Source organism: Paenibacillus sp. FW101-FHT12H11, assembly GCF_058790355.1.
The window spans coordinates 19,962-39,597 of sequence record NZ_JBYTCO010000021.1 but is presented as its reverse complement, the minus strand read 5'-3'; the positions used below and the strand labels follow the sequence as shown (position 1 = coordinate 39,597).

Sequence of the window (19,636 nt, the reverse complement as noted above, 5' to 3'; positions counted from 1 at the left end):
ACTCGTTCGGCGGATCTGGAAATCTGGATCGAGCAATTCGAAGCTGCTTCTGCTCATTAGCGATGCGGCAATTTCAAGATGAGGGGCAGGATGGATATGTTCGATGCAACTTTATTGAAGGATAAAGTCATTCTCATCACAGGCGGGGGAACTGGCCTTGGCCGTGCTATGGGTGAGCGTTTCCTGGAGTTGGGGGCGCAGCTTGCCATTACTAGCCGACGTGAGGAAGTATTGGCGAAGGCCGCTTCCGAGATGGATGGTGATGTGTTCTATAAAAGCTGTGATGTGCGCGATCCGCAGCAAATCGCGGAAATGGTCTCCGCCGTGGAACAACATTATGGCCGAATCGATGTTCTCATCAACAATGCGGCTGGAAATTTTGCCAGCCCGACTGAAAATTTATCTTCGCGCGCGGTAGATGCGGTGCTGAATATTGTCCTTCACGGCACGTTTTACACGACGCTTGAAGTGGGGAAACGATGGATCGAGCAAGGCACCGGCGGGACGATGCTGAACATCGTCACCTCGTATGCCTCCACGGGCTCGGCCTTCGTTGTGCCGTCGGCGGCCGCGAAGGCCGGCGTGCTCGCTTTGACGCGCTCGCTTGCCGTCGAGTGGGCGCGCCACGGCATCCGGCAAGTCGCGATCGCGCCGGGACTGTTCCCCACCGACGGCGCGTGGAGCCGGCTGGCTCCGACGCCCGAGCTGTCGGAGAAGCTGCTGAACCGCGTACCGCTGCGGCGGGTCGGGGAAAAGGATGAGCTGGCGAACCTCGCAGCTTATCTGATTTCGGACTACGCCGGGTACATCAACGGCGAAGTCGTTACGATCGACGGCGGCGAATGGCTGCAGGGCGCCGGGCAGTTCAATGACCTGCTCGAGGTGACCGACGAGGAGTGGATTAACCTTGCGGATATAACGCGCAAGGGGAAATCGTAGCGGTTCCCACCCAGCTATTGGCCCGCCTAGTCGAATAGATGGCGTTAATTAATCGTAGCACCTCCGAGCGTACGTTGAAAAGCCCCAACCTATAAGGTTAGGGGCTTGAAAGTTATCCACAATGAACCTGATACCCGGAAACTAACTTACTCAGCCAAACTGAATCTCAATCCCCTTCTCGCTCGACTCATAAACCGCGCACAAAATCTTGGTCAATTCCACACCGTCTCGAACAGGTGAAATCAGCTCCTGGCGCCCCAGACAAGCTTGCACGAAATGGTCAATTTCGTTGCGGAAGCCGTCCATGAACTCGAACGAAGGATGATCGATCTGCGGCGTCACGTTGATGATCGTATCATGCTTCTCGCTCACGATGCAGAAGTCCGGCTCGATCTCGGCACCGCCCCGATCGCCAAATATTTTCACAGCGAACTCATTTTTCATCTTCGCATGCAAGGTGAATGAAACGTCGACCATGAGCGACGCACCGTTCTCAAACCGGATAAGCGCGTTCGCCATGTCTTCCACGGTATTCTGAGAGGCATCATAATCCGCTGCCTTATAGAAGGTCAAGTTCTTAATGTTCGAGCGGTTGCCCAGCTTCTCGTAGGTGTTCCCGCTGACCGATTTCACCTTCGGCCGTCCCATCAAGTACCAGCATAAGTCGATGACATGAATGCCGATGTCAAAAAGCGGGCCCCCGCCGGCGCGTTCCTTGTCGGCGAACCAACCGCCGGGATTGCCCAACCGGCGCAAGTACGAAGCCTTGGCGTAGTAAATCTCGCCAAGCTCGCCAGCATCCAAGAAGCGGCGCAGCACCTGCGCATTCGTACCAAAGCGGCGGACGAAGCCGACCATCAGCAGCTTGCCGCTGCGGCGAACCGCCTCCTCGACGCGCAAAGCTTCTTCAACGGTCGTGCAGAGCGGTTTCTCGCATAACACGTGTTTGCCTGCCTCCAAGGCGGCGATGCTCAAAGCGCCATGCGTATTGTTCCACGTGCAGATGCTCACAGCCTCCACCTGCGGATCAGCCAGCATTTCGCGGTAGTCGGTAAAAGCAACCTGCGCACCATATTTTTGGACAGCCGCACGCGCCCGCTCCTCGTTCATATCGACGATACCGTAAAGTTCCACTTCAGGATGTTCCATATATGAGGTCAAATGGGCATCGGAGATGGAGCCGGCACCGATCACCGCTACTTTTAATTTCGTCATGATGTCCTCCCTAAGATGATGAATGGCATTAACCTTTTACAGCACCAGCCGTCATACCCTTCATAATTTGCTCTTGGAACAGCAGGAACACGACAATTGTTGGCAGTACAGCAATGGCAAGCGCGGCCATCGTCAACTCGTAATCGGTCATATAACCTGTAGCAAAAGCGGACAAGCTCAGCGGAACCGTCTTCAACGCAGGTTTGCTGATAAACACGAGCGCAAACGCAAAGTCATTCCAAAACCGCAAAAATCCTAAGATTGCAACTGTCGAAAGCGCCGGTAAGCTAAGCGGCAGCATCATGCGGAAGAAAATTCCCCAGTAGCCTGTGCCGTCGATCAAAGCGGCTTCCTCAATTTCTTTGGGAATGGTGACTAAATAAGCCGCAACAACGAAAATCGCAAGGGGCAGCTCAAAAGCTGCATAAGGCAGAATAAGTGCGCCGTACGTATTCAAAAGACCTACTTTTTTCATGATAATAAATAGTGGAACTAGTGTACTGTGAATCGGAATGAGCATCCCAAGCAGGAATAATCCCATGAAAAACGGCTTTAATTTGAACTCAAACCGCGATAAGACAAAGGCTGCCAGAGCCCCCAACACTAACGTCAGCACGAGAGAAGCAATCGTGACAACCGTAGAATTCCAAAGCGATAGCCCCATCCCGGACACTTTCCAGGCCCGGACGATGTTGTCCCATTTCCAAGTTAGCGGCATTAAAAAGGGCCGTGAATAAAACTCTTCATTGGATTTCAACGCACTCATAAATAACCAAATGAGCGGGTATAACGTGACTAACGCGTACAAACTAAGCAAAATATTAACGACGCCTCGCGTCCAAACTTTCCGTCGCTTACCTCCAGCGGGAAAACCCGTCTGCATCGATACAACCTGCTCCATAGATGTCCCTCCTGAGAGAACTCTCTTCCTTTATTTTAACGATAATCCCGTTTCATCAAACGTTGGCTGCCTACAATCAAGATCAAACTAAGAATAATGATGGCTGTGGAAATCGCGCTTCCGAAGCCAAAACGATATACATTGAAAGTGCTGTTATACATGTAAGAAGCCAGTAGTTCAGTTGAATGCGCCGGACCCCCGCCTGTCATGACGTAGATCAGGTCAAAAGCCTTCAAACTTCCCGAGATACACAGGACGACGGCAACTTTAACGGTATCCCAGATCATAGGCAGCGTGACGGCAAACAATTTGCGAACCGGCCCCACCCCATCAAGCTGCGCAGCATCTTCGATTTCCGGCGAAATATTTTGTAAAGCGGCAATAAACATAATCATATAAGGTCCAATATAATTCCAGATGATCGGCACCATGAGTGCGTACATCGATACTTTCGGATCGGAAAGCCAAGCTTTCTTCCAGCCGTCCAGGCCGACGCCATCGAGCAAGAAGTTCAAAATACCGATTTGCGGGTGATAAATGTAACCCCAGATAATCCCGACAACAACCGAGGAGAGCACCATAGGCATAAAAACGGAAGCACGAATGACACGTTGAAAAAACGTACTCTTCATAAGCAAAAGCGCTAAAATCAAAGCAATCGGCACTTGACCGAACACGGACGCTGCAACGATAAGCATATTGTTTTTGAACGACTTCCAGAAAATTGGATCTTGGAACACTTCTACATAGTTGTCTAATCCGATAAATTTGGCCGCTCCGATCCCTTTCCAGTCGAAAAAGCCATAGTAAGCTGACCAGAAAATCGGTACGATGACAAAAAACAGATAGAGCACTAAGGCTGGAAGAAGCCCTATAGTTATGAATCCTCTGATTCTTGCGGATACGGTCATGACTTCATTTCCCCCCTTGCTAACTTTTTTGAAAAAAGGGCTCCAGCCGAACCTGGCTGGAGTCCTATGGCCATACGTTATTTGCCGACGGCTTTCGCCTGCGCGTCTTGAATTTTCTTGGCGATATCCTCCGGCTTGCCGCCCATGAGGAGCTCTTGAAGACCATTGTTCACAACATCAGCGCTAGCGGAGCTAAGCTTGCCGTCGTATACAGGAGTTTTCTTAACCGTATTCATCATTTTGTACACTTCTGCGAACAAGGAAGATACTTTTGTCGTATCCAAATCTACTTTGTAGGACACAAGCTGATTGCTTTCCAAAATAGCTTTCTGTGCTTCTGGACCAGACAATGCGTAGATCAACTCATAAGCTGCTGCTTTTTGAGCGCCGGTAACTTTCTTGCTCATTCCAAGACCTGTACCTACTACACCGGAAAGTGAGTTTGGATCCCCTTTGCCGTTAGGAACTGATGGCAGAACCGTTACAGCCATGTTAGCCAAAGCTTCTTTGGACGTATTTGCTGCCAGGTTCGGAAGCGCCCAACCACCGTCGATCATCATAGCTGCTTTGCCTTGTGCAAACATTTGTTCCATTTGTGTATTATCGATGGAGTTGAAACCATCTTGGAACGCGCCTGCTTTACCAAGCTGCTGGAGATACGTTAGCGATTGCACGAATTCCGGATCCGTGAACTTCGCTCCGTTCTGATCTACCGCTTTCAAGAACCATTCCGTTCCTGTCACGCGGTCAGCCAGCGAGCTAAGGATACTGGATTGCGCTACCCATGCCGCTTTGTTACCTAGTGCGATCGGCGTTACATTGTTCTTTTTGAACGTGTCCACCAGCTTCATGAGATCATCCCAAGTTTTTGGCGGCTGAACATTATATTTATTAAAGATTTCTTTGTTGTAGTAAAGGATCGACGTTGGGGACAAGGCCATTGGCGCAGCATACGTTTTGCCGCTGATTGAGAAATCATCGAATGATCCTGGCATGAAGCCATTTTTCCATTCGGTTTTGCTATCAAGCAGCTCGTTGATCGGTTGAATCAAGTCGCCACCGACGAATTCCTTCGTCATAACACCAGGCCACATGACAAATAGATCCGGCATTTCATTTGCTGCAGCAACCGTTTTAAGACGCGGACGGTAGCCATCGGGTGGAATCCCCTGAATATCCAACTCCACGTTCGGGTGGTCTTTCTTGAACTTTTCCATATATTCACGCATCAATTTGGCGCGAAGATCTTCACCTGTATAGTTGTGCCAAATCGATAGTTTAACTTTCTCACCAGACTTAGCTGCTGCTTCTGTCGACTTAGGTGCTGCGCTATCTTTGGCTGTATCTGTTGTGCCACCAGCACCGCAACCCGCTAACAGCGCTAATGACATTGTGGCCGCCAATGTAACGATAAATGACTTCTTCATTCGTTGGACCCCCTAAAAGTTTCGTAAAAACCTAATCTGTAGCTCTCTTGTTACAACTTTAGTATAGGGGACATCTGTAAGAGACGGTACGGGAGAGACTTCGGCGCAAGGGGGGACATTTTTCAGTCTTTAAATTTTGTCGACTCCAGTCGAACCCTGTCGATATTCGGATGGGGTTTGCCCGGTATGCTTTTTAAATTGCTGCGTAAAATACTTGATGTCCTCGTATCCTACTCTTCTGGCAATATCGCTGACTTTGGTTTGCGTACTTTGCAGCAGATCTACCGCGCGCTTCATCCTCTCCTGTGTGACGAACTCAATATAGGTGCATCCGGTCTCCCGTTTAAATACTTCGCTAAAATGATTTGGATTGATATGAACAAAACCCGCAACCTGCTGCAGTGAAATCGGCTGATGCAAATTGTCGCGGATATAGGCGATGGACTTGTACACATAAGCATACTTATTCTGATCCAGCCCTTGATGGAACAGGTTCATAATCGCTGTAAGGATTTTGAAAATCTCCTCTTCCGGGCGCCCTTCCCCTTCATAGGAGGGGAGTTTGCTACGCGAAGCCTCTGATGAATTCGCCCGCTCCAACCAGCGGTGGCCCGCGATAATCATCGATTGCAGATAACCCTGAACCGTCATCGGCGTTGCAAAGGCGTCTTCTATCAGCGCGCGCACCCGCTGGTTCACCCAATGCCGCAGGTCCGTCGCATTGCCGCTCATCAGAATAGCCGCAAGCTCAGCTTCCTCCTTCTCGGTAAGCACAGTACGCCCACCGCTTCGCTCCCGAATATCCGCCAATGTGAAAAGACCCTGCGAACCGAGCAGTCCTTGGTACGCAAACACCTCTTTGGCACCCAGGTAGGAATCCTTCAGGCTATCGTAATCCCGCGCAACGGTTCCGAGCGCCGCAAATGCCGTGCATTTCAGCGTTTCGGTTACCCGCTTCAGCGCAGCTTTAAGCCCCGTTTGCTCCATGCCGCTTTCTTCATAACGGACAACAAGCAGCAAGTGCTCCTTGTTCATAAGCGTCACGCACGGAAGCAGCTCGTAGAGGATATTCTGCGCTGCGCCTTGCAGCAGCTCCGTAAGCCCCGCTTCCCATCCCGATACGGAAACGAGCATCACTTGCATCGCCGCGGCCGAACCGGATTCCGGATGAACGTCTACGCCGTTTCTGTGGAACCAGACACGCAGCTGTTCCCTTGCTTCCGCGTCATCGTTCAAGCCCCGTTTTAGCGCTCGATCTAATAACTGATTGCGCAGTGCAGCCTGCTGGAGATTCTCCTGCTTCATCGTTTCCCATTTATCCATCACGTTCTGCTTCGCTTTCAATGCAGCTTTAATAATCTCTTCCGGGCGGCTTGTCTTCAGCAAATAATCGGTCACCCCTTCACGGAGCGCCTGTTGGGCATAGGAGAAATCATCATACCCCGTCAGGATGACGATCTCCGTGTCCGGCAGAAGCGCCTTCACTTCACGGGCAAGCTGAATCCCGTCGATCCCCGGCATACGGATATCCGTCAGCACGATGTGAGGCTTTTCTTCCGCAATCCGCTCTAACGCCTCTTCCCCCGAAGATGCTGCAGGCAGCAGTTCAAGCCCGAGTTCTTTCCAATCGATTACGGTACAAAGACCGGTTCTTATTATCACTTCATCGTCTACAATCAAAATTCTCATGTCGTCAGCTCCCCCGTCCCAAGCGGTATTGAAAATGATATCCGAGTTCCCATACCTAACGTGCTTTCCACAACAAGGCCCGACCCAAGGCCATAATGCAGCAGCAATCGTCTGTGCACATTAATAAGTCCATAAGAGGTCACCGGCAGCTTCGCTTCCTTCGCAACTTCGGTTAGCATTCCCAATTGTTGGTTAGCCGCAACCAGCTGTCCGTGAATGTCGCGCAGCTTCGCTTCGTCCATGCCGATTCCCGTATCTTCTACGACGAATTTCATCTGATTATCGCGCAGTTCCCCATGGACGTAGACATGCCCTTTGGCTTTCTTTTTCTGAATACCATGAATGAGACTGTTCTCAATCAATGGCTGCAGAAGCAGCTTCAGCATCGTTGTTTGCAGCATTTCCGGGACAATAAAAAACTCAATCTCGAACTGATCGGGAAAACGCATGGCCTGGATATAGGCATAATTCTGGGCATGTGAAATTTCCTGCTGAACCGAACAGAACTCTTCGCCCTTATTTAGACTAAAACGCAAGAAATCACTAAGCGCCCCAATCATCTCGGCAATTTGACGATCCTTGTTCATGAGGGCAATCCAGTGGATCGAAGAGAGGGTATTGTACAAAAAATGCGGATTAATTTGCGCCTGAAGGGCCATAATGTCGGCTTCCTTCTTTTTCGCTTCATTCTGCTGCACTTGATCCTTCAGCCTGCCGATCCGTTCGCTCAGCTTATTGTAGCTGTGGACCAGCAGCCCGACTTCGTCGGCGCTTTTCACCTCATAGGTCGGGATCGCCTCGTCGGGGTTCAAATCTTTCAACGATTTGGTCAACCTGGTTAGCGGCTTAGTCACCCATTGCAAGAAATAAAGCACTAATCCCATTGCAAGCATGAGCGCAATCACAATCGTCACCGCGGTAACCGTAAGCACGTAACCATTTTGTTTCTGGTAGATTTCTGTCGGGATGAACCCGACCAATTTCCAGCCTAAACGAGGCATAGAGTTATACAAAACCGTGTGCGGCAATTCGCCTCTCGGTACATTAAGCACGCCATTGGTTTCACCCAGCTTGTCCAAGTTCGGAAACACATCTGCAACCTTCCGAGCCAACCAGCCTGGTTCGCCTCCGGCAATAATTTGATTGTATTGGTCAGTCAGCATGACAAAACCGCTGCTTTCCCAACCTGCATCCGTCAAATAATGCTCAATCTCCGCTTGATCAAGGGAAAAAGCGAGCGTTCCAATCGTTCGGAACGTGCTGACATCCCTGATTGGTCTAACGAGTGTGATCACCCTCTTGGGACCGTCCGTTGTTTGGTTCACATAAAGCGGCGACCACCATTTGGTTGTGGATTTGTAAACGGATTCATACTGTTGTAAAAGCGGATTAAGTCCTGAATTCGTAATCGTCGTTGTGTATAAAACCGGATTGCCGTTTTTCGGCGTAATCGTAATATTGGAAATGTATTTTTTGGAATAGGATAAGTTCCATAAGGTTCCGACGATCAGCGAATAGCTGTTTACATCCCCTTCGGTGTTGCTTAAGTAGGTTTGAATATCTTTTTGGCCAATAAGAAAAATCGACATATTCTCTACGTCTTGAATAACGAAATCCAGCTTGTCCGTTATTTGTTTCAGGGTGTTCATGCCGGCCTGCTTCGCTTTATCTTCCGTCACCGAAGTAGCAATGCGATAGGAAACGGTCCCCATGGAAAGCAGCGGCAATACGACTGCGAGTAAAATAATTAATGACAGTTTGCGTTTCAGGGACTTGGCAAACCAGCGTCTCATGGGCGCCCCTCCTTCCTTTTTACTTTTACATAGTAGCATGTGCAGTGTTTAGACATCTTACTTTTCTTTAGGCAACCAAACTTTTTGTTTGATATTAGAAATTTTTATGTTACCATTTTGCTCAAGACAAGAAAGCAAAACCTAACGAATTGGCACAAATCTGTCTCGACGTATACCCAAAAGGTTGCGAAACGATTTGCGCCTATCTGAATATTTCAAAGTATACCCTCTACAGCTACTTGGAAGAAAGTAAAAGTGCAGCGAAAAGGGAGCGATGTTTGATGGAATCATTGGAAACAACTAAAACATTGGAAGTGTTGGAAAAATTAGAAGGATTAGAAGCAATAGAGACCCCGAGTCTCCTCATCGATGCTGTTCGGATGGATCGAAACATTGAGGCCATGGCTGATGTGGCCCGCATCCATCAAGTGAACCTGCGTCCTCATGCGAAGACGCATAAGATCCCCGCTATCGCGCTGAAGCAGATCGAAGCTGGGGCTGTCGGTATCACGGTGGCGAAAATAGCGGAAGCAGAAGTCATGGCCGCGCACGGCATTCGCAGCATTTTTGTCGCCTACCCGCTTGTCACCGCCAGCAAAATCGAACGCGCCATTCGCCTGAGCGAGCAGATCGAGCTCATTGTTGGTGTCGATAGCTTAGCAGGTGCTCAGCAATTGGAGCACATCGCCAGCCGCCATGGGCACTCCTTGCAGGTTCGGCTGGAAATTGACACAGGCCTGCGCCGTACCGGCGTCTTATACAAACAGGCCGCTGCTCTGGCGGCTGAACTTACTGCCATGCCGCACTTGCGGCTGACCGGCATCTACACCTTCCGCGGCTCCTTGCTTGCCGGCAAGCCGACGCTTGACGTTGCTGCAGCCGGCAAGGAAGAAGGCACATTGATGGCGCAGCTCGCCGAGCGCCTCAGAACGCAGGGCATCGCGATAGCCGATGTCAGCGTGGGTTCAACACCAACCGCTGCTTACGCTGCGGCGGTTGAAGGCGTGACCGAGGTGCGGCCGGGCACTTATGTGTTCCACGACAGGATGCAGGCACGGCTAGGTGCCTGCACTTGGAGGACTGCGCGGGCAGCGTGCTCGTCACCGTCGTCAGCCGCCCCTCGGCTGACCTCGCGATTGTCGACGGCGGCAGCAAAACCTTCGCCACCGACATTCAGCCGGGCACCGAGCCCTTGCAGCTGAAGGGCTTTGGGCACATCCTCGGGCTTGCGGATGCGACACTAGCCCGCTTAACCGAGGAACATGGCATGATTGAGCTAGGACCGCTAGCCCAAGCAGCCAATCTGCAAATAGGCGATAAGCTGCGCATTATTCCCAATCATATTTGCAGCACCGTCAACTTACATAATCATGTGATGATGCAGCGTGGCCATACTTACACTCGTACGCCTGTACTTGCTCGAGGCATGCTGGAGTAAGCTCATCCTTGCGTAAAACAGAAACACATAAAACTGGAGGTTAATCGCATGTCGAACATTGAACAGCGCCTGCAAGAATTAGGGATTACACTCCCTCCATCCCCTGAACCGCGTTTTACCTACATTCCTTGCAATCAAACAGGAAATCTCATCTATTTGTCCGGTCAAGACTGCCGGATTAACGGAGAATTGATGTATGAGGGCAAACTTGGCCGCGAAGTGACGATTGAGCAAGGACAAGCGGCAGCACGCCAAACCATCATTAACTGCTTAGCGGTTATGAAGGGACATCTCGGTGATTTGGACCGGGTCGTTAAAATCGTGAAGATGCTTGCTTTCGTCAACAGCGCACCGGGTTTTGGAGATCAGCCTTATGTGATCAACGGCGCGTCCGATTTGTTAGTCGATGTTTTCGGCGAAAAAGGCAAGCATGCCCGCTCCGCCATCGGCACAAGCGATCTGCCGTTTCACACGCCAGTGGAGATTGAGCTGATCGTTGAAGTGCGGGATTAAGCACTTGGAGATCGAGCTCATCGCTGAAGTGCGAGATTAAACACACTTGGACCTTCCCAGCGCGTGAAGGAATAGGCGACTGGAATATCCTGTTATGGTTAACGCCGAATACGCCTGCTATTTTCCGCGTCCGGTCCCATTTACCGCTACTGAAATGGAATTTCCGGCGCTAATTTTGCCATATCTTGCAGTTTCCAACTTGCACACAGCGATTTAGACGGGGGTTCTCCAGCTATTTCCTCCCACTCGGCAAAAACGGGGCAGATTAATGGTATAAATTCCTTCTATTCCACTCTACACGCCATATAACAAATACAAAACAGGCCTGAGGAAATGTCCTCAGGCCTATTCCGCTTCGCTCACACACGGAATCGAGCAATCAAGCCCTGCAAATCCCCGGCCATGCTGCTCAGCACGGAGGCCGAGGAGACGATCTCCTCCATACTCGCATACTGCCCCTCGATATTGGAGGAGACGTTGCGCGCACCGGAAGCGGTCTGTCCCGCGACTTCGTCAATACCGCGAATCACGTCAACGGCTGCGCTCGTTTTCATGGAGATAGCGGCCGAACTGGCGGCCACTTCCGCAATCTGGCGAGCGACATCGTCCATCGCATCGCTGATGCGCAGGAACGTTGCCTGTGCTACGCCGACAACTTCAAGACCCGTCTCCACCTCTTGGCTTCCCGCCTGGGTGGCGTTCATAACCACACTTGTTTCTTCTTGTATACTCGAAACAAGCTGAGTCACTTCTTCAGCCGCTGCTCCCGTCTGAAAAGCCAGCTTGCGGACTTCGTCGGCGACGACCGCAAAGCCTTTGCCGGCCGCCCCTGCCCGCGCAGCCTCAATAGAGGCATTCAGTGCGAGCATATTCGTTTGTCTCGCAATACCGGCAATGATGGCATTCGCTTGCACGATTTGCTCAGAGCGCTCCCCAAGCCGCTGAACAGATTCTACAAGCACCTTCATCTTTTGAGAGATGGCTTGCATTTGGGTAATCGCCGTCTCAACGGCTGTGTTACCAGCTCCAGCTGCTTCCAAGGCGAGTGAAGACTGCTGGTTGGCCGATTGCGTAACGCCCACGATTTGAATAACCGCTGCTGACATTTCTTCCATGATGGAAACGCCTTGCTGGACACTTCGTACCTGCGCATCCGTCCCCGTCGAAATCTCTTGAATCGTATAAGTGATCCGCTCCGAAGACTCACTAACCTGCTCAGCATTATTGCTTAGCGCATCAGATGCTGCGGCTACATGCTGGGCACTGCTCCCCACTTGGCTAATTAAGCTGTGGAGATTAGCTTTCATCCCATTAAAGGCCATAGCCAAATCCCTTAATTCGTCTCTATTGTTCACGTAGATGCTGCCGGTCGATAAATCGCAGTCCGCAATCCTTTCTGCGGCTCTCACCATAGAACGTATTGGATTCACAATCGTCCGCGATAATAAGAGGCCAATCGCCAGCGCAAATAAGAATGCAGCTATACTAACCCAAATCAACGTTCGAACGGTCGACTGCACGACCTCATGATTGCGTGCCGTATCCATTTCCTGAACGGCTCTTTCCAATTCTTCGATCTTCGCTGCAGACTGCGTTAACGTTTCTGTCGTGGGAATCGCCCACTGCATCGCTTCGGCTTTCGCCAAATCGACATTCCCTTTATCCGCGTATTCCGCCACTTTGTTAACCAGACGCATGAACGTTTGGTTAGAATCCGCCATGGACTGGATCGCGCCCTGCTCGTCCTCATTTTTGGCAAACTCGCTCATTTGTCCAATAATCTCAGATAACCCTGCATTCGTTTCCGTTAAAAACTTCTCTTTCTCTTTCGTCGGATTAAGCACATAACCTAGCAGCAGGCTGTTTTGTAATTGCGTCTTCTCTTTAATCTCCGCAACATGCTGAAGAATCGTTACATGATCGTTCAAAAGCTTGGAATAAGAGCGATCAACTTTATTCAGATAGGTGTAAGACAAGCCGCTAGTCACCGCAACAAGTAATGAAACAATAACGAAGGTTCCTACAATTTTGCCTCTTAAAGAAATTGAAAACCTCTTTTTTTCCGTAGCGGAAATCTTTTTTTCCTGCATACATGGGCCCCCTTTTTGTGTAGCAACCGCTTTCAATTGTCTTCGTAAAATAACAGGCTGCCCCTTTACGCGACAGCCTGCTATCCTTTTTGCTTTATTATTTAGAGTTCATGTATTTACGCATATCGAATGCTACCGCAGCCACGATGATAACACCTTTAATGATTAGCTGCCAGTAAGGGCTGATCCCGATAAACGTCAAACCGTAGTTGATTACGCTGAAAATGAGTACCCCTGCAAGTACGCCGGGAACCGTTCCGATACCACCGGATGTCGATACGCCGCCGACTACGCAAGCTGCGATGGCATCAAGCTCGTACATGTTTCCGTAGTTGTTCGTTGCGCCGCCGGTTCTTGCTGCTTCCAGCACCCCAGCCAATCCGTACAAAGCGCCTGCAATGGAGTAGATGTAAATCAGGTAACGGTTAACGTTAATCCCCGAAACAACTGCAGCATGAATGTTGCCGCCGATGGCGTACATGTATTTACCAAGTTTGGTTTTGTTGAAAACGATCCAGACGATAATCGCTACAGCTACAGCAATAATAACGATATAAGGTAATGAGTACGTGGCATCAGAGCCAATAGAACCTGTTCCTAGTTTACTAAAATCTGGTCTCAAACCACCGATAGGCTGGGACTGATTCGGTTTCATATCGAAGTATAAGGAGTTGGCACCGTATACGGCAACCATCGTTCCTAATGTTGCGATGAAAGGTGGAACCTTCAATTTAGCGACGATAATTCCATTAATGAGACCTACCAAAAGACCAGCCAGAATCGCAATGATAATTGGAACAAGCAGCGGTAAGTGCGGTAGATCCGGGAAAAATCTGCGGCCATAATCCTGCGTTTGCAGCATAGATGCCGAGATAACGGCCGTCAAACCGACAATCCGTCCAGTCGAGAGGTCGGTGCCTCCCGTGATCAAGATGAAGGCAGCACCCAAAGCAATAATGACACGTGTGGATGACTGCAGCAAAATGTCACGTAGAATACTAACGGATAAAAAGCGCGGATCATAAATTGCGATCCCAATAACGAGCACGACTAATACGATGTAGATTGCGTATTTGGTCACGAACCCACTAATGTCTCTAGATTTTAATGTTTCTGTTTTTGTACTCATGGTTTCTTGGCCCCCCATTTATGCCATATGCTGTGCAGCAAGGCGCATGATCTCTTCTTCTGTTGCTTTATTTCCTTCTACGATCCCCGTAAGGCGTCCTTCACACATGACCATGATTCGGTCTGACATCCCAAGAAGCTCGGGCATTTCAGAAGAGATCATGATAATACTTTTCCCCTGCTTCGCAAGGTCAGCAATGATGGAATAAATCTCAAACTTCGCTCCTACGTCAATTCCGCGAGTCGGCTCATCCAGCAGGAGCACGTCCGGCTCCGTAAGCAGCCATCTGGCCAAGAGCACCTTTTGCTGGTTACCACCAGAAAGGTTTTTGATCAATGCATGCATGTTCGGCGTTTTCACCCGAAGCATCTCAATGCTTTTCTCTACTTCGACTTTCCGTTTCGCCTCTTGAATGAATCCGAGCGGGTTCATGTATCGGCCTAAATTCGCAATGACCGTATTCTCAAGCACGGACAATACCGGGAAAATCCCTGTCACGCGGCGCTCTTCCGTAAGCAGCGCGATTTTGTGCTTAATGGCGTCAATCGGCGATTTAAGCTTTACTTGCTTTCCATGGATCGAGATTTGGCCGGATGCAACACCGCGTAGTCCGAACAAAGCTTCCATCAGTTCCGTCCGCTGTGCGCCAACCAAACCGCCCACGCCAAGAATTTCTCCCTTACGAAGGTCGAAAGAAACATTTTTAAAGGATCTTGGGATGACCGAAGTCAGTCCCTCAACACTCATTAATACACCGTTCGGTACATTGCTTCGTTCAGGGAAACGCTCTTTGAGATCACGTCCAACCATCTTCGAGATGATCATATCGGTTGTCAGCTCTGAGGATGGCCACGTCCCAATCTTTGTTCCGTCACGCATAATCGTTACTTCATCCGAGATTTCAAGAATTTCTTCCATTTTATGTGAAATATAGATGATCGAAACGCCACGGCTTTTCAGGTCGCGAATGATGCGAAATAGCTGTTCAACTTCATTTCCTGTTAATGACGAAGTCGGCTCATCCATAACAATGACTTTCGAATTGAAAGAAACGGCTTTGGCAATTTCAATGGACTGCACTTTCGAAACCGACAAGGTGCCAACGAGTGTGTCCGGTTTAATATCCATTTGGAGCTGTTCAAACAACTTTTCTGTATCTCTGCGCATCTTCTTGTGATCCACTAACTTCAATGGCCCAATCCCTTTTTCCGGGAAGCGGCCCAACCAAATGTTCTCCATCACGTTGCGATGAGGAACCGGGTGCAGCTCTTGATGAATCATGGAAATGCCGTTTGCTAACGCATCCTTGGAATTAAGGATGGACACGGTCTCGCCGTTCAGCTTGATCTCTCCGCCATCCGGCTTGTAGATGCCGAATAAGCATTTCATCAACGTCGATTTACCAGCCCCGTTTTCTCCCATTAAAGCATGCACGCTTCCTGGGCGAACTTTCAGGGTAACGTTATCCAGCGCCTTGACGCCGGGGAACTCTTTGGAGATTTGATTCATTTCCAGTAAATACTCATGTAATGTCATGGTAACTCCCCCTACCAGCTCACGATAATCCCCACAAAGTGAAGCCATTGTTCTAAGCCTGTTTCTCTGTATCTTTGCACGGGTTCCAAATAAGAAGGCAAGAGCGGATAACTGCTCTTGCCCGCTTCTATTCGGATTACTTCGCTTCGTTCATGTTCGCTTTTGTAATCTTTTTGTAGGAAATCCAAACATATTTACCGTCTGTTACATCGTAGCCTGTTGTTTCTTTGCTTGGCGTTTGGCCGTTAGCAAGAGCAGTTGCTACGTTCGTTGTTGCAGCACCTTGGTTTTTCGCATCGTTCAGAATCGTTCCGAGCAATGTGCCATCGCTAAGTGCTTGAAGCGCAGGAGCCGTAGCGTCAACGCCTACAACCGGCAAGAATTTATTGTCTTTGAAGTAACCTTTTGCTTTCAAAGCTTCGATAGCGCCAAGAGCCATATCGTCGTTGTTCGCCAGAACAGCTTCGATTTTGTTTTCACTGGAAGCTAGGAAAGCTGCCATTTTTTCTTGGCCTTTTACACGATCCCACATAGCAGTATCTTCTGCTACTTTCTCTACGCCAAGACCAGCATCTGTGATTGCTTGGATGGAGAACTTCGTGCGAAGCTCAGCATCTTGGTGTCCTGGTTCGCCTTTCAGCATCACGTATTGAATTTTACCGTCTTTGTTTTTGTCCGCTTCCGGGTGAGCTTTGAAGTAGTCAACAAGCAATTGGCCTTCCATTGTTCCGGATTGCTCAGCTTTCGCGCCTACATAGTAAACTTTATCCCATTTCTTCATATCGTCAGCCAGCGGCTCACGGTTCAAGAAGACCACCGGTACGTTAGCTGTTTTTGCTTTATCGATGATAACGCCTGCTGCTGTACGGTCAACCGCGTTGATCGCAAGAGCGTTTACTTTTTTCGTGATGAAAAGGTCAACTTTATCATTTTGTGTTGGTTGTGAGTTTTGGCTGTCTACGATATCCACAGTTGCTTTGTCTTTCGCTGCATCAGCGATCGCCGCGCGAACACCGGACATGAATGTATCGTCAAATTTATAAATAGCTACACCGATTGTTGGTTTTTTGCCGTCTGTTTTAGCAGGAGCTGCTGTTGCCGCTGCGCCAGCACTTGCTGCTGGAGCTTGAGATGCTGCTGGTTTTTCTGTTTTAGCGCCACATCCTGTTACGGTTGCAACCAAAGCACTCGCTACTGCAAGGGTAATCAATTTTTTCAAGGTAAGACCCTCCCTAAAAGGTTGTTTTGTTTGTTTATTTACATTTCTAAATATACGGCATGCGGACTACGAAACAAATGCAATATCCTCATATCTTCTATCGAAATTCTCATCACTTTATAAACGGAAATAGCAATTTCTGATTGTCCGACCAAAACATATTATTAAGGTCGATGGCCTTAATCCCGGTATCTACACGGCCCGGAATCTTCTTTCCATGTGAGGCTTCAACCGCATTTTTGACACCTAAATAGCCGATGCTGAACGGGTTTTGAATAATCGTAGCTTGGATAACGCCTTCCTGCAGCAGCTCCAACTCTTCCGATGTGCTGTCAAATGTAATGATTTTCACTTTATCTTGCAGATTCATTCGTTGAATCGCGTCGGCAACACCAATGGAGGAGATTTCATTCAGGGCAACAATCCCGTCCAGATGCGGATACTTCTCAATGATGCCTTGCGTAAGCTGATCCGCCGTCCCCCGGTCTGTCATCGTGTATACCTTGGCAATGACCTTCATGGTCGGATATTTCGATATTTCATTCAGAAGCCCTTGCTCCCGAAGCTCCGTATTGCGCTCTCCTTGTTTAAAACTGACAATCGCGATATTTCCTTTGGGTCCGGCAAGCTTGATTAATTGCTGACCTGCCATTTGACCGGCCTCATAATTGTTGGCGCCTATGAAGCTTCTCGCTTTGCGCGACTCCACTTCAGAGTCGATCGCGACAACAGGAATGCCTCGGCCCTCAGCATCGTCTACAACTCCCGACAATTCCTTATAGTCATTAGCCGCAAGCACGATGGCGTCAGGACCGCTACTAACGGATTGCTCCATTAAGGCGATCTGCCCTTTCACATCCCCTTCATCGTCCGGCGCCCTGAAATCCAAAGTCACATTAAATTCCTTCGCGGCGACCTCCGCTCCCATTTTAACCGTTTTCCAATAGTCCCCGTTCTGGCTTCTTAACACCACTTCCAAATGTTTCTTCTTCTCGGTGGGTGTACTCTCAGTCTCCGTATTGCGCATACAGGAGGACATGGAGAAGGCAGCGGCCAATATGGCGAATATGAGGGGGCCAAGTTTCATTGTTTTATCCATCGCTGATCCTCCCTATTCCTCTTCCAATATGGCTGGAATCCAGATTTTCACGATCGTTCCTTCTTCAAGCTCGCTTTCCACCTTAACGCCATAATCCGCGCCAAAATACAGCTGAATCCGCTCATGCACATTACGCAGACCAACCCCTGAGCCCTTATCGCTTTTTACAGAGCCAATCATAATGTTTTTGAGTGTTTCCTCCGACATCCCAACACCATTGTCCTGGACCTGGAGCTGTATTTTATCGTCTATTTTCCTAGCTGATATGTGAATATGACCTTCGTCCACCATATACTCGATGCCATGATAGAGCGAATTTTCTACAAACGGCTGCAAAATTAACTTTAGCGTTTTATAAGGCAGCACTTCATCATCCACTTCAATGTCATAATCGAACTTGTCTTTATACCTCATCTTTTGGATGATTAAATAGTTCCGGATATGCTCGATCTCATCTGCAATCGTAATGATGTTCTTCCCTTTGCTGAGCGAAATCCGAAAAAACTTGGACAAGGAGGTAATCGTCGTAACAACCTCTTCGTTTTTCCCGTTCCCGACCATCCGAACCACGGAATTGAGCGTATTGTACAAAAAATGCGGATTAATCTGCGATTGCAGCACCTCAAGCTCGTTTTTTCTCTTGATCTCTTGCTCATGAATATTTTGATCCATCAGCTCGCGCACCCTGGAAACCATGAGATTGAACCTTCGTGAAAGCTGCTCCACTTCATCTGCGCCGCGAACATGGATGTACGTGTCAAAATGCCCCTTCTCGACCATTTCCATCGATTTCTTAAGCCGTTTGATGGGCTTGGAAATGCGCGCTGACATGAAAGAGGAGATGAGCAAAATAAAAATAAGAACAATGACCAACAGCCAAATCATAAACGTGCTGATTTCCTTGCGGGTCGTGATCATTTCATCCATATAGGAGACCCCGATAATTTTCCAACCGATATTATTAACGGTCCTAACGACATTAAGCCGGGGTTCCCCCTCGCTGACATCCATATACTTGCCGTAGGAGAATTTGAGCGCCTGCTCCACATTTTCATACTTTAAGCCAATATAAATAAGCTGCTGCTGGGGATGGTACACAATGTTGCCGGCCGAATCATCAATGATGTACACGTAACCTTTTTTACCTAAGGAAACCGTACGGAACACGTCATCCAGCGTTTTAAAATTCACATCCACCAGAAGCACCGCGTCCTCCCACTTCCCGCCATGCTCGATAGTAACTCCTTTACTCATCGAAACAACCCACCGGTACGGATCTTTGAATAGGTTCTGAATATGCGGCAGTGAGAAGGAAAGATGATTCGGATTGTCCAAAGCGGACTTAAACCAGGACTGTTCAATCAGCCTCGTATTTTTGCGCATGCCGGCATTCTGGAGACCCGTAATTAACTCGCCATCCGCAGCAAATAAATTAATGGAGACAATATCCTCGCGCGTGCTTGCGATCGTTTCCAACTGTTCCGTCAGCTTGTCGGAGGGGATGCCGCGGCTTTTGGCAATCTTGGCATCGACCACCTCGAACGTGTCCGCCATGCCTTTTATATAATTTTCCAAGTTAAACTGGACCTGTTCTACAATCTGCTGTGTATTTAAAAAGGCACTTTCTTCCGCCGTCTTGGAGAACTTGTTATAGAGCACCAGTGAAATGATCAGCATAACGGTCACGGTGATGAAAATAAAAGACATCGTAATTGCAAATTGGATGCTTTTCACCCG

16 protein-coding genes are annotated in these 19,636 nt (G+C 49.0%); 4 read left to right on the top strand and 12 right to left on the bottom strand.

The features are described 5' to 3' along the window. The first annotated feature begins 96 nt into the window (after positions 1–96). A complete protein-coding gene (locus tag AC3WTJ_RS36960) occupies positions 97–939 on the top strand; it encodes an SDR family oxidoreductase (protein WP_492526746.1) in 843 nt (280 codons plus the stop codon). A 150-nt stretch (positions 940–1,089) separates the two neighbouring features. Here AC3WTJ_RS36960 and AC3WTJ_RS36955 read toward each other — a convergent pair whose 3' ends face one another. From AC3WTJ_RS36955 to AC3WTJ_RS36930, 6 genes are all read right to left on the bottom strand, one after another. After that, entirely contained in the window at positions 1,090–2,154 is a 1,065-nt protein-coding gene (locus tag AC3WTJ_RS36955) for a Gfo/Idh/MocA family protein (RefSeq protein WP_492526712.1), read from the bottom strand. Positions 2,155–2,182: 28 nt separating this feature from the next. Then, positions 2,183–3,055: a carbohydrate ABC transporter permease gene (locus tag AC3WTJ_RS36950; RefSeq protein ID WP_127458202.1), complete on the bottom strand. Its 873-nt coding sequence runs from the start codon at positions 3,053–3,055 to the stop codon at positions 2,183–2,185. 35 nt (positions 3,056–3,090) lie between these two features. Further along, complete coding sequence (locus AC3WTJ_RS36945; RefSeq protein WP_127458203.1) at positions 3,091–3,966, bottom strand: carbohydrate ABC transporter permease; 876 nt, start codon at positions 3,964–3,966, stop codon at positions 3,091–3,093. Positions 3,967–4,043: 77 nt separating this feature from the next. After that, positions 4,044–5,393 carry an extracellular solute-binding protein gene (locus AC3WTJ_RS36940; RefSeq protein ID WP_492526710.1) on the bottom strand — a complete coding sequence of 450 codons (1,350 nt, stop codon included), beginning with the start codon at positions 5,391–5,393 and terminating at the stop codon, positions 4,044–4,046. Positions 5,394–5,522: 129 nt separating this feature from the next. After that, positions 5,523–7,082: a response regulator gene (locus tag AC3WTJ_RS36935; RefSeq protein WP_492526708.1), complete on the bottom strand. Its 1,560-nt coding sequence runs from the start codon at positions 7,080–7,082 to the stop codon at positions 5,523–5,525. Next, positions 7,079–8,875, bottom strand: a complete 1,797-nt coding sequence (locus AC3WTJ_RS36930; protein ID WP_492526706.1) for a cache domain-containing sensor histidine kinase — start codon at positions 8,873–8,875, stop codon at positions 7,079–7,081. Before AC3WTJ_RS36930 ends, AC3WTJ_RS36935 begins: the two co-directional genes overlap by 4 nt. 281 nt (positions 8,876–9,156) lie before the next feature. On the opposite strand from AC3WTJ_RS36930, the gene AC3WTJ_RS36925 reads away from it, so the two are divergent. Genes AC3WTJ_RS36925 through AC3WTJ_RS36915 form a run of 3 tightly spaced genes read left to right on the top strand, consistent with a single transcriptional unit; the run spans position 9,157 to position 10,826 of the window. Further along, the gene (locus AC3WTJ_RS36925) at positions 9,157–10,077 is read left to right on the top strand and encodes an alanine racemase (protein ID WP_492526704.1); all 921 of its coding nucleotides are present in this window, start codon (positions 9,157–9,159) and stop codon (positions 10,075–10,077) included. After that, positions 9,969–10,313 (top strand): hypothetical protein, encoded by a 345-nt coding sequence (locus AC3WTJ_RS36920; RefSeq protein WP_492526702.1) that lies wholly within the window; start codon positions 9,969–9,971, stop codon positions 10,311–10,313. The genes AC3WTJ_RS36925 and AC3WTJ_RS36920 overlap by 109 nt, the downstream gene beginning before the upstream one ends. A 48-nt stretch (positions 10,314–10,361) precedes the next feature. Continuing rightward, positions 10,362–10,826, top strand: a complete 465-nt coding sequence (locus AC3WTJ_RS36915) for a RidA family protein (protein ID WP_492526700.1) — start codon at positions 10,362–10,364, stop codon at positions 10,824–10,826. 359 nt (positions 10,827–11,185) lie between these two features. On the opposite strand, the gene AC3WTJ_RS36910 is transcribed toward AC3WTJ_RS36915, so the two are convergent. The 6 genes from AC3WTJ_RS36910 to AC3WTJ_RS36885 form a co-directional block, all read right to left on the bottom strand. After that, entirely contained in the window at positions 11,186–12,916 is a 1,731-nt protein-coding gene (locus AC3WTJ_RS36910; RefSeq protein WP_492526698.1) for a methyl-accepting chemotaxis protein, read from the bottom strand. 97 nt (positions 12,917–13,013) lie between these two features. Beyond that, entirely contained in the window at positions 13,014–14,045 is a 1,032-nt protein-coding gene (mglC, locus tag AC3WTJ_RS36905) for a galactose/methyl galactoside ABC transporter permease MglC (protein ID WP_407870527.1), read from the bottom strand. A gap of 18 nt (positions 14,046–14,063) precedes the next feature. After that, on the bottom strand, positions 14,064–15,581 hold the full coding sequence (locus AC3WTJ_RS36900; protein ID WP_157325961.1) for a sugar ABC transporter ATP-binding protein: 1,518 nt from the start codon (positions 15,579–15,581) through the stop codon (positions 14,064–14,066). A gap of 136 nt (positions 15,582–15,717) precedes the next feature. Next, the gene (locus tag AC3WTJ_RS36895) at positions 15,718–16,800 is read right to left on the bottom strand and encodes a galactose ABC transporter substrate-binding protein (protein ID WP_492526696.1); all 1,083 of its coding nucleotides are present in this window, start codon (positions 16,798–16,800) and stop codon (positions 15,718–15,720) included. A gap of 112 nt (positions 16,801–16,912) precedes the next feature. After that, complete coding sequence (locus tag AC3WTJ_RS36890; protein WP_492526694.1) at positions 16,913–17,899, bottom strand: substrate-binding domain-containing protein; 987 nt, start codon at positions 17,897–17,899, stop codon at positions 16,913–16,915. Between the two features lie 12 nt (positions 17,900–17,911). Then, positions 17,912–19,606, bottom strand: coding sequence for a cache domain-containing sensor histidine kinase (locus AC3WTJ_RS36885; protein WP_492526744.1), 1,695 nt, complete (start codon positions 19,604–19,606; stop codon positions 17,912–17,914). Between the last annotated feature and the right edge of the window lie 30 nt (positions 19,607–19,636).

Excerpts from the sequence above, each read along its gene's own strand:
- AC3WTJ_RS36960 (WP_492526746.1), top strand. The coding sequence starts at position 97 with ATGTTCGATGCAACTTTATTGAAGGATAAAGTCATTCTCATCACAGGC.
- AC3WTJ_RS36955 (WP_492526712.1), bottom strand. The coding sequence starts at position 2,154 with ATGACGAAATTAAAAGTAGCGGTGATCGGTGCCGGCTCCATCTCCGAT.
- AC3WTJ_RS36950 (WP_127458202.1), bottom strand. The coding sequence starts at position 3,055 with ATGGAGCAGGTTGTATCGATGCAGACGGGTTTTCCCGCTGGAGGTAAG.
- AC3WTJ_RS36945 (WP_127458203.1), bottom strand. The coding sequence starts at position 3,966 with ATGACCGTATCCGCAAGAATCAGAGGATTCATAACTATAGGGCTTCTT.
- AC3WTJ_RS36940 (WP_492526710.1), bottom strand. The coding sequence starts at position 5,393 with ATGAAGAAGTCATTTATCGTTACATTGGCGGCCACAATGTCATTAGCG.
- AC3WTJ_RS36935 (WP_492526708.1), bottom strand. The coding sequence starts at position 7,082 with ATGAGAATTTTGATTGTAGACGATGAAGTGATAATAAGAACCGGTCTT.
- AC3WTJ_RS36930 (WP_492526706.1), bottom strand. The coding sequence starts at position 8,875 with ATGAGACGCTGGTTTGCCAAGTCCCTGAAACGCAAACTGTCATTAATT.
- AC3WTJ_RS36925 (WP_492526704.1), top strand. The coding sequence starts at position 9,157 with ATGGAATCATTGGAAACAACTAAAACATTGGAAGTGTTGGAAAAATTA.
- AC3WTJ_RS36915 (WP_492526700.1), top strand. The coding sequence starts at position 10,362 with ATGTCGAACATTGAACAGCGCCTGCAAGAATTAGGGATTACACTCCCT.
- AC3WTJ_RS36910 (WP_492526698.1), bottom strand. The coding sequence starts at position 12,916 with ATGCAGGAAAAAAAGATTTCCGCTACGGAAAAAAAGAGGTTTTCAATT.
- mglC (WP_407870527.1), bottom strand. The coding sequence starts at position 14,045 with ATGAGTACAAAAACAGAAACATTAAAATCTAGAGACATTAGTGGGTTC.
- AC3WTJ_RS36900 (WP_157325961.1), bottom strand. The coding sequence starts at position 15,581 with ATGACATTACATGAGTATTTACTGGAAATGAATCAAATCTCCAAAGAG.
- AC3WTJ_RS36890 (WP_492526694.1), bottom strand. The coding sequence starts at position 17,899 with ATGGATAAAACAATGAAACTTGGCCCCCTCATATTCGCCATATTGGCC.
- AC3WTJ_RS36885 (WP_492526744.1), bottom strand. The coding sequence starts at position 19,606 with ATGTCTTTTATTTTCATCACCGTGACCGTTATGCTGATCATTTCACTG.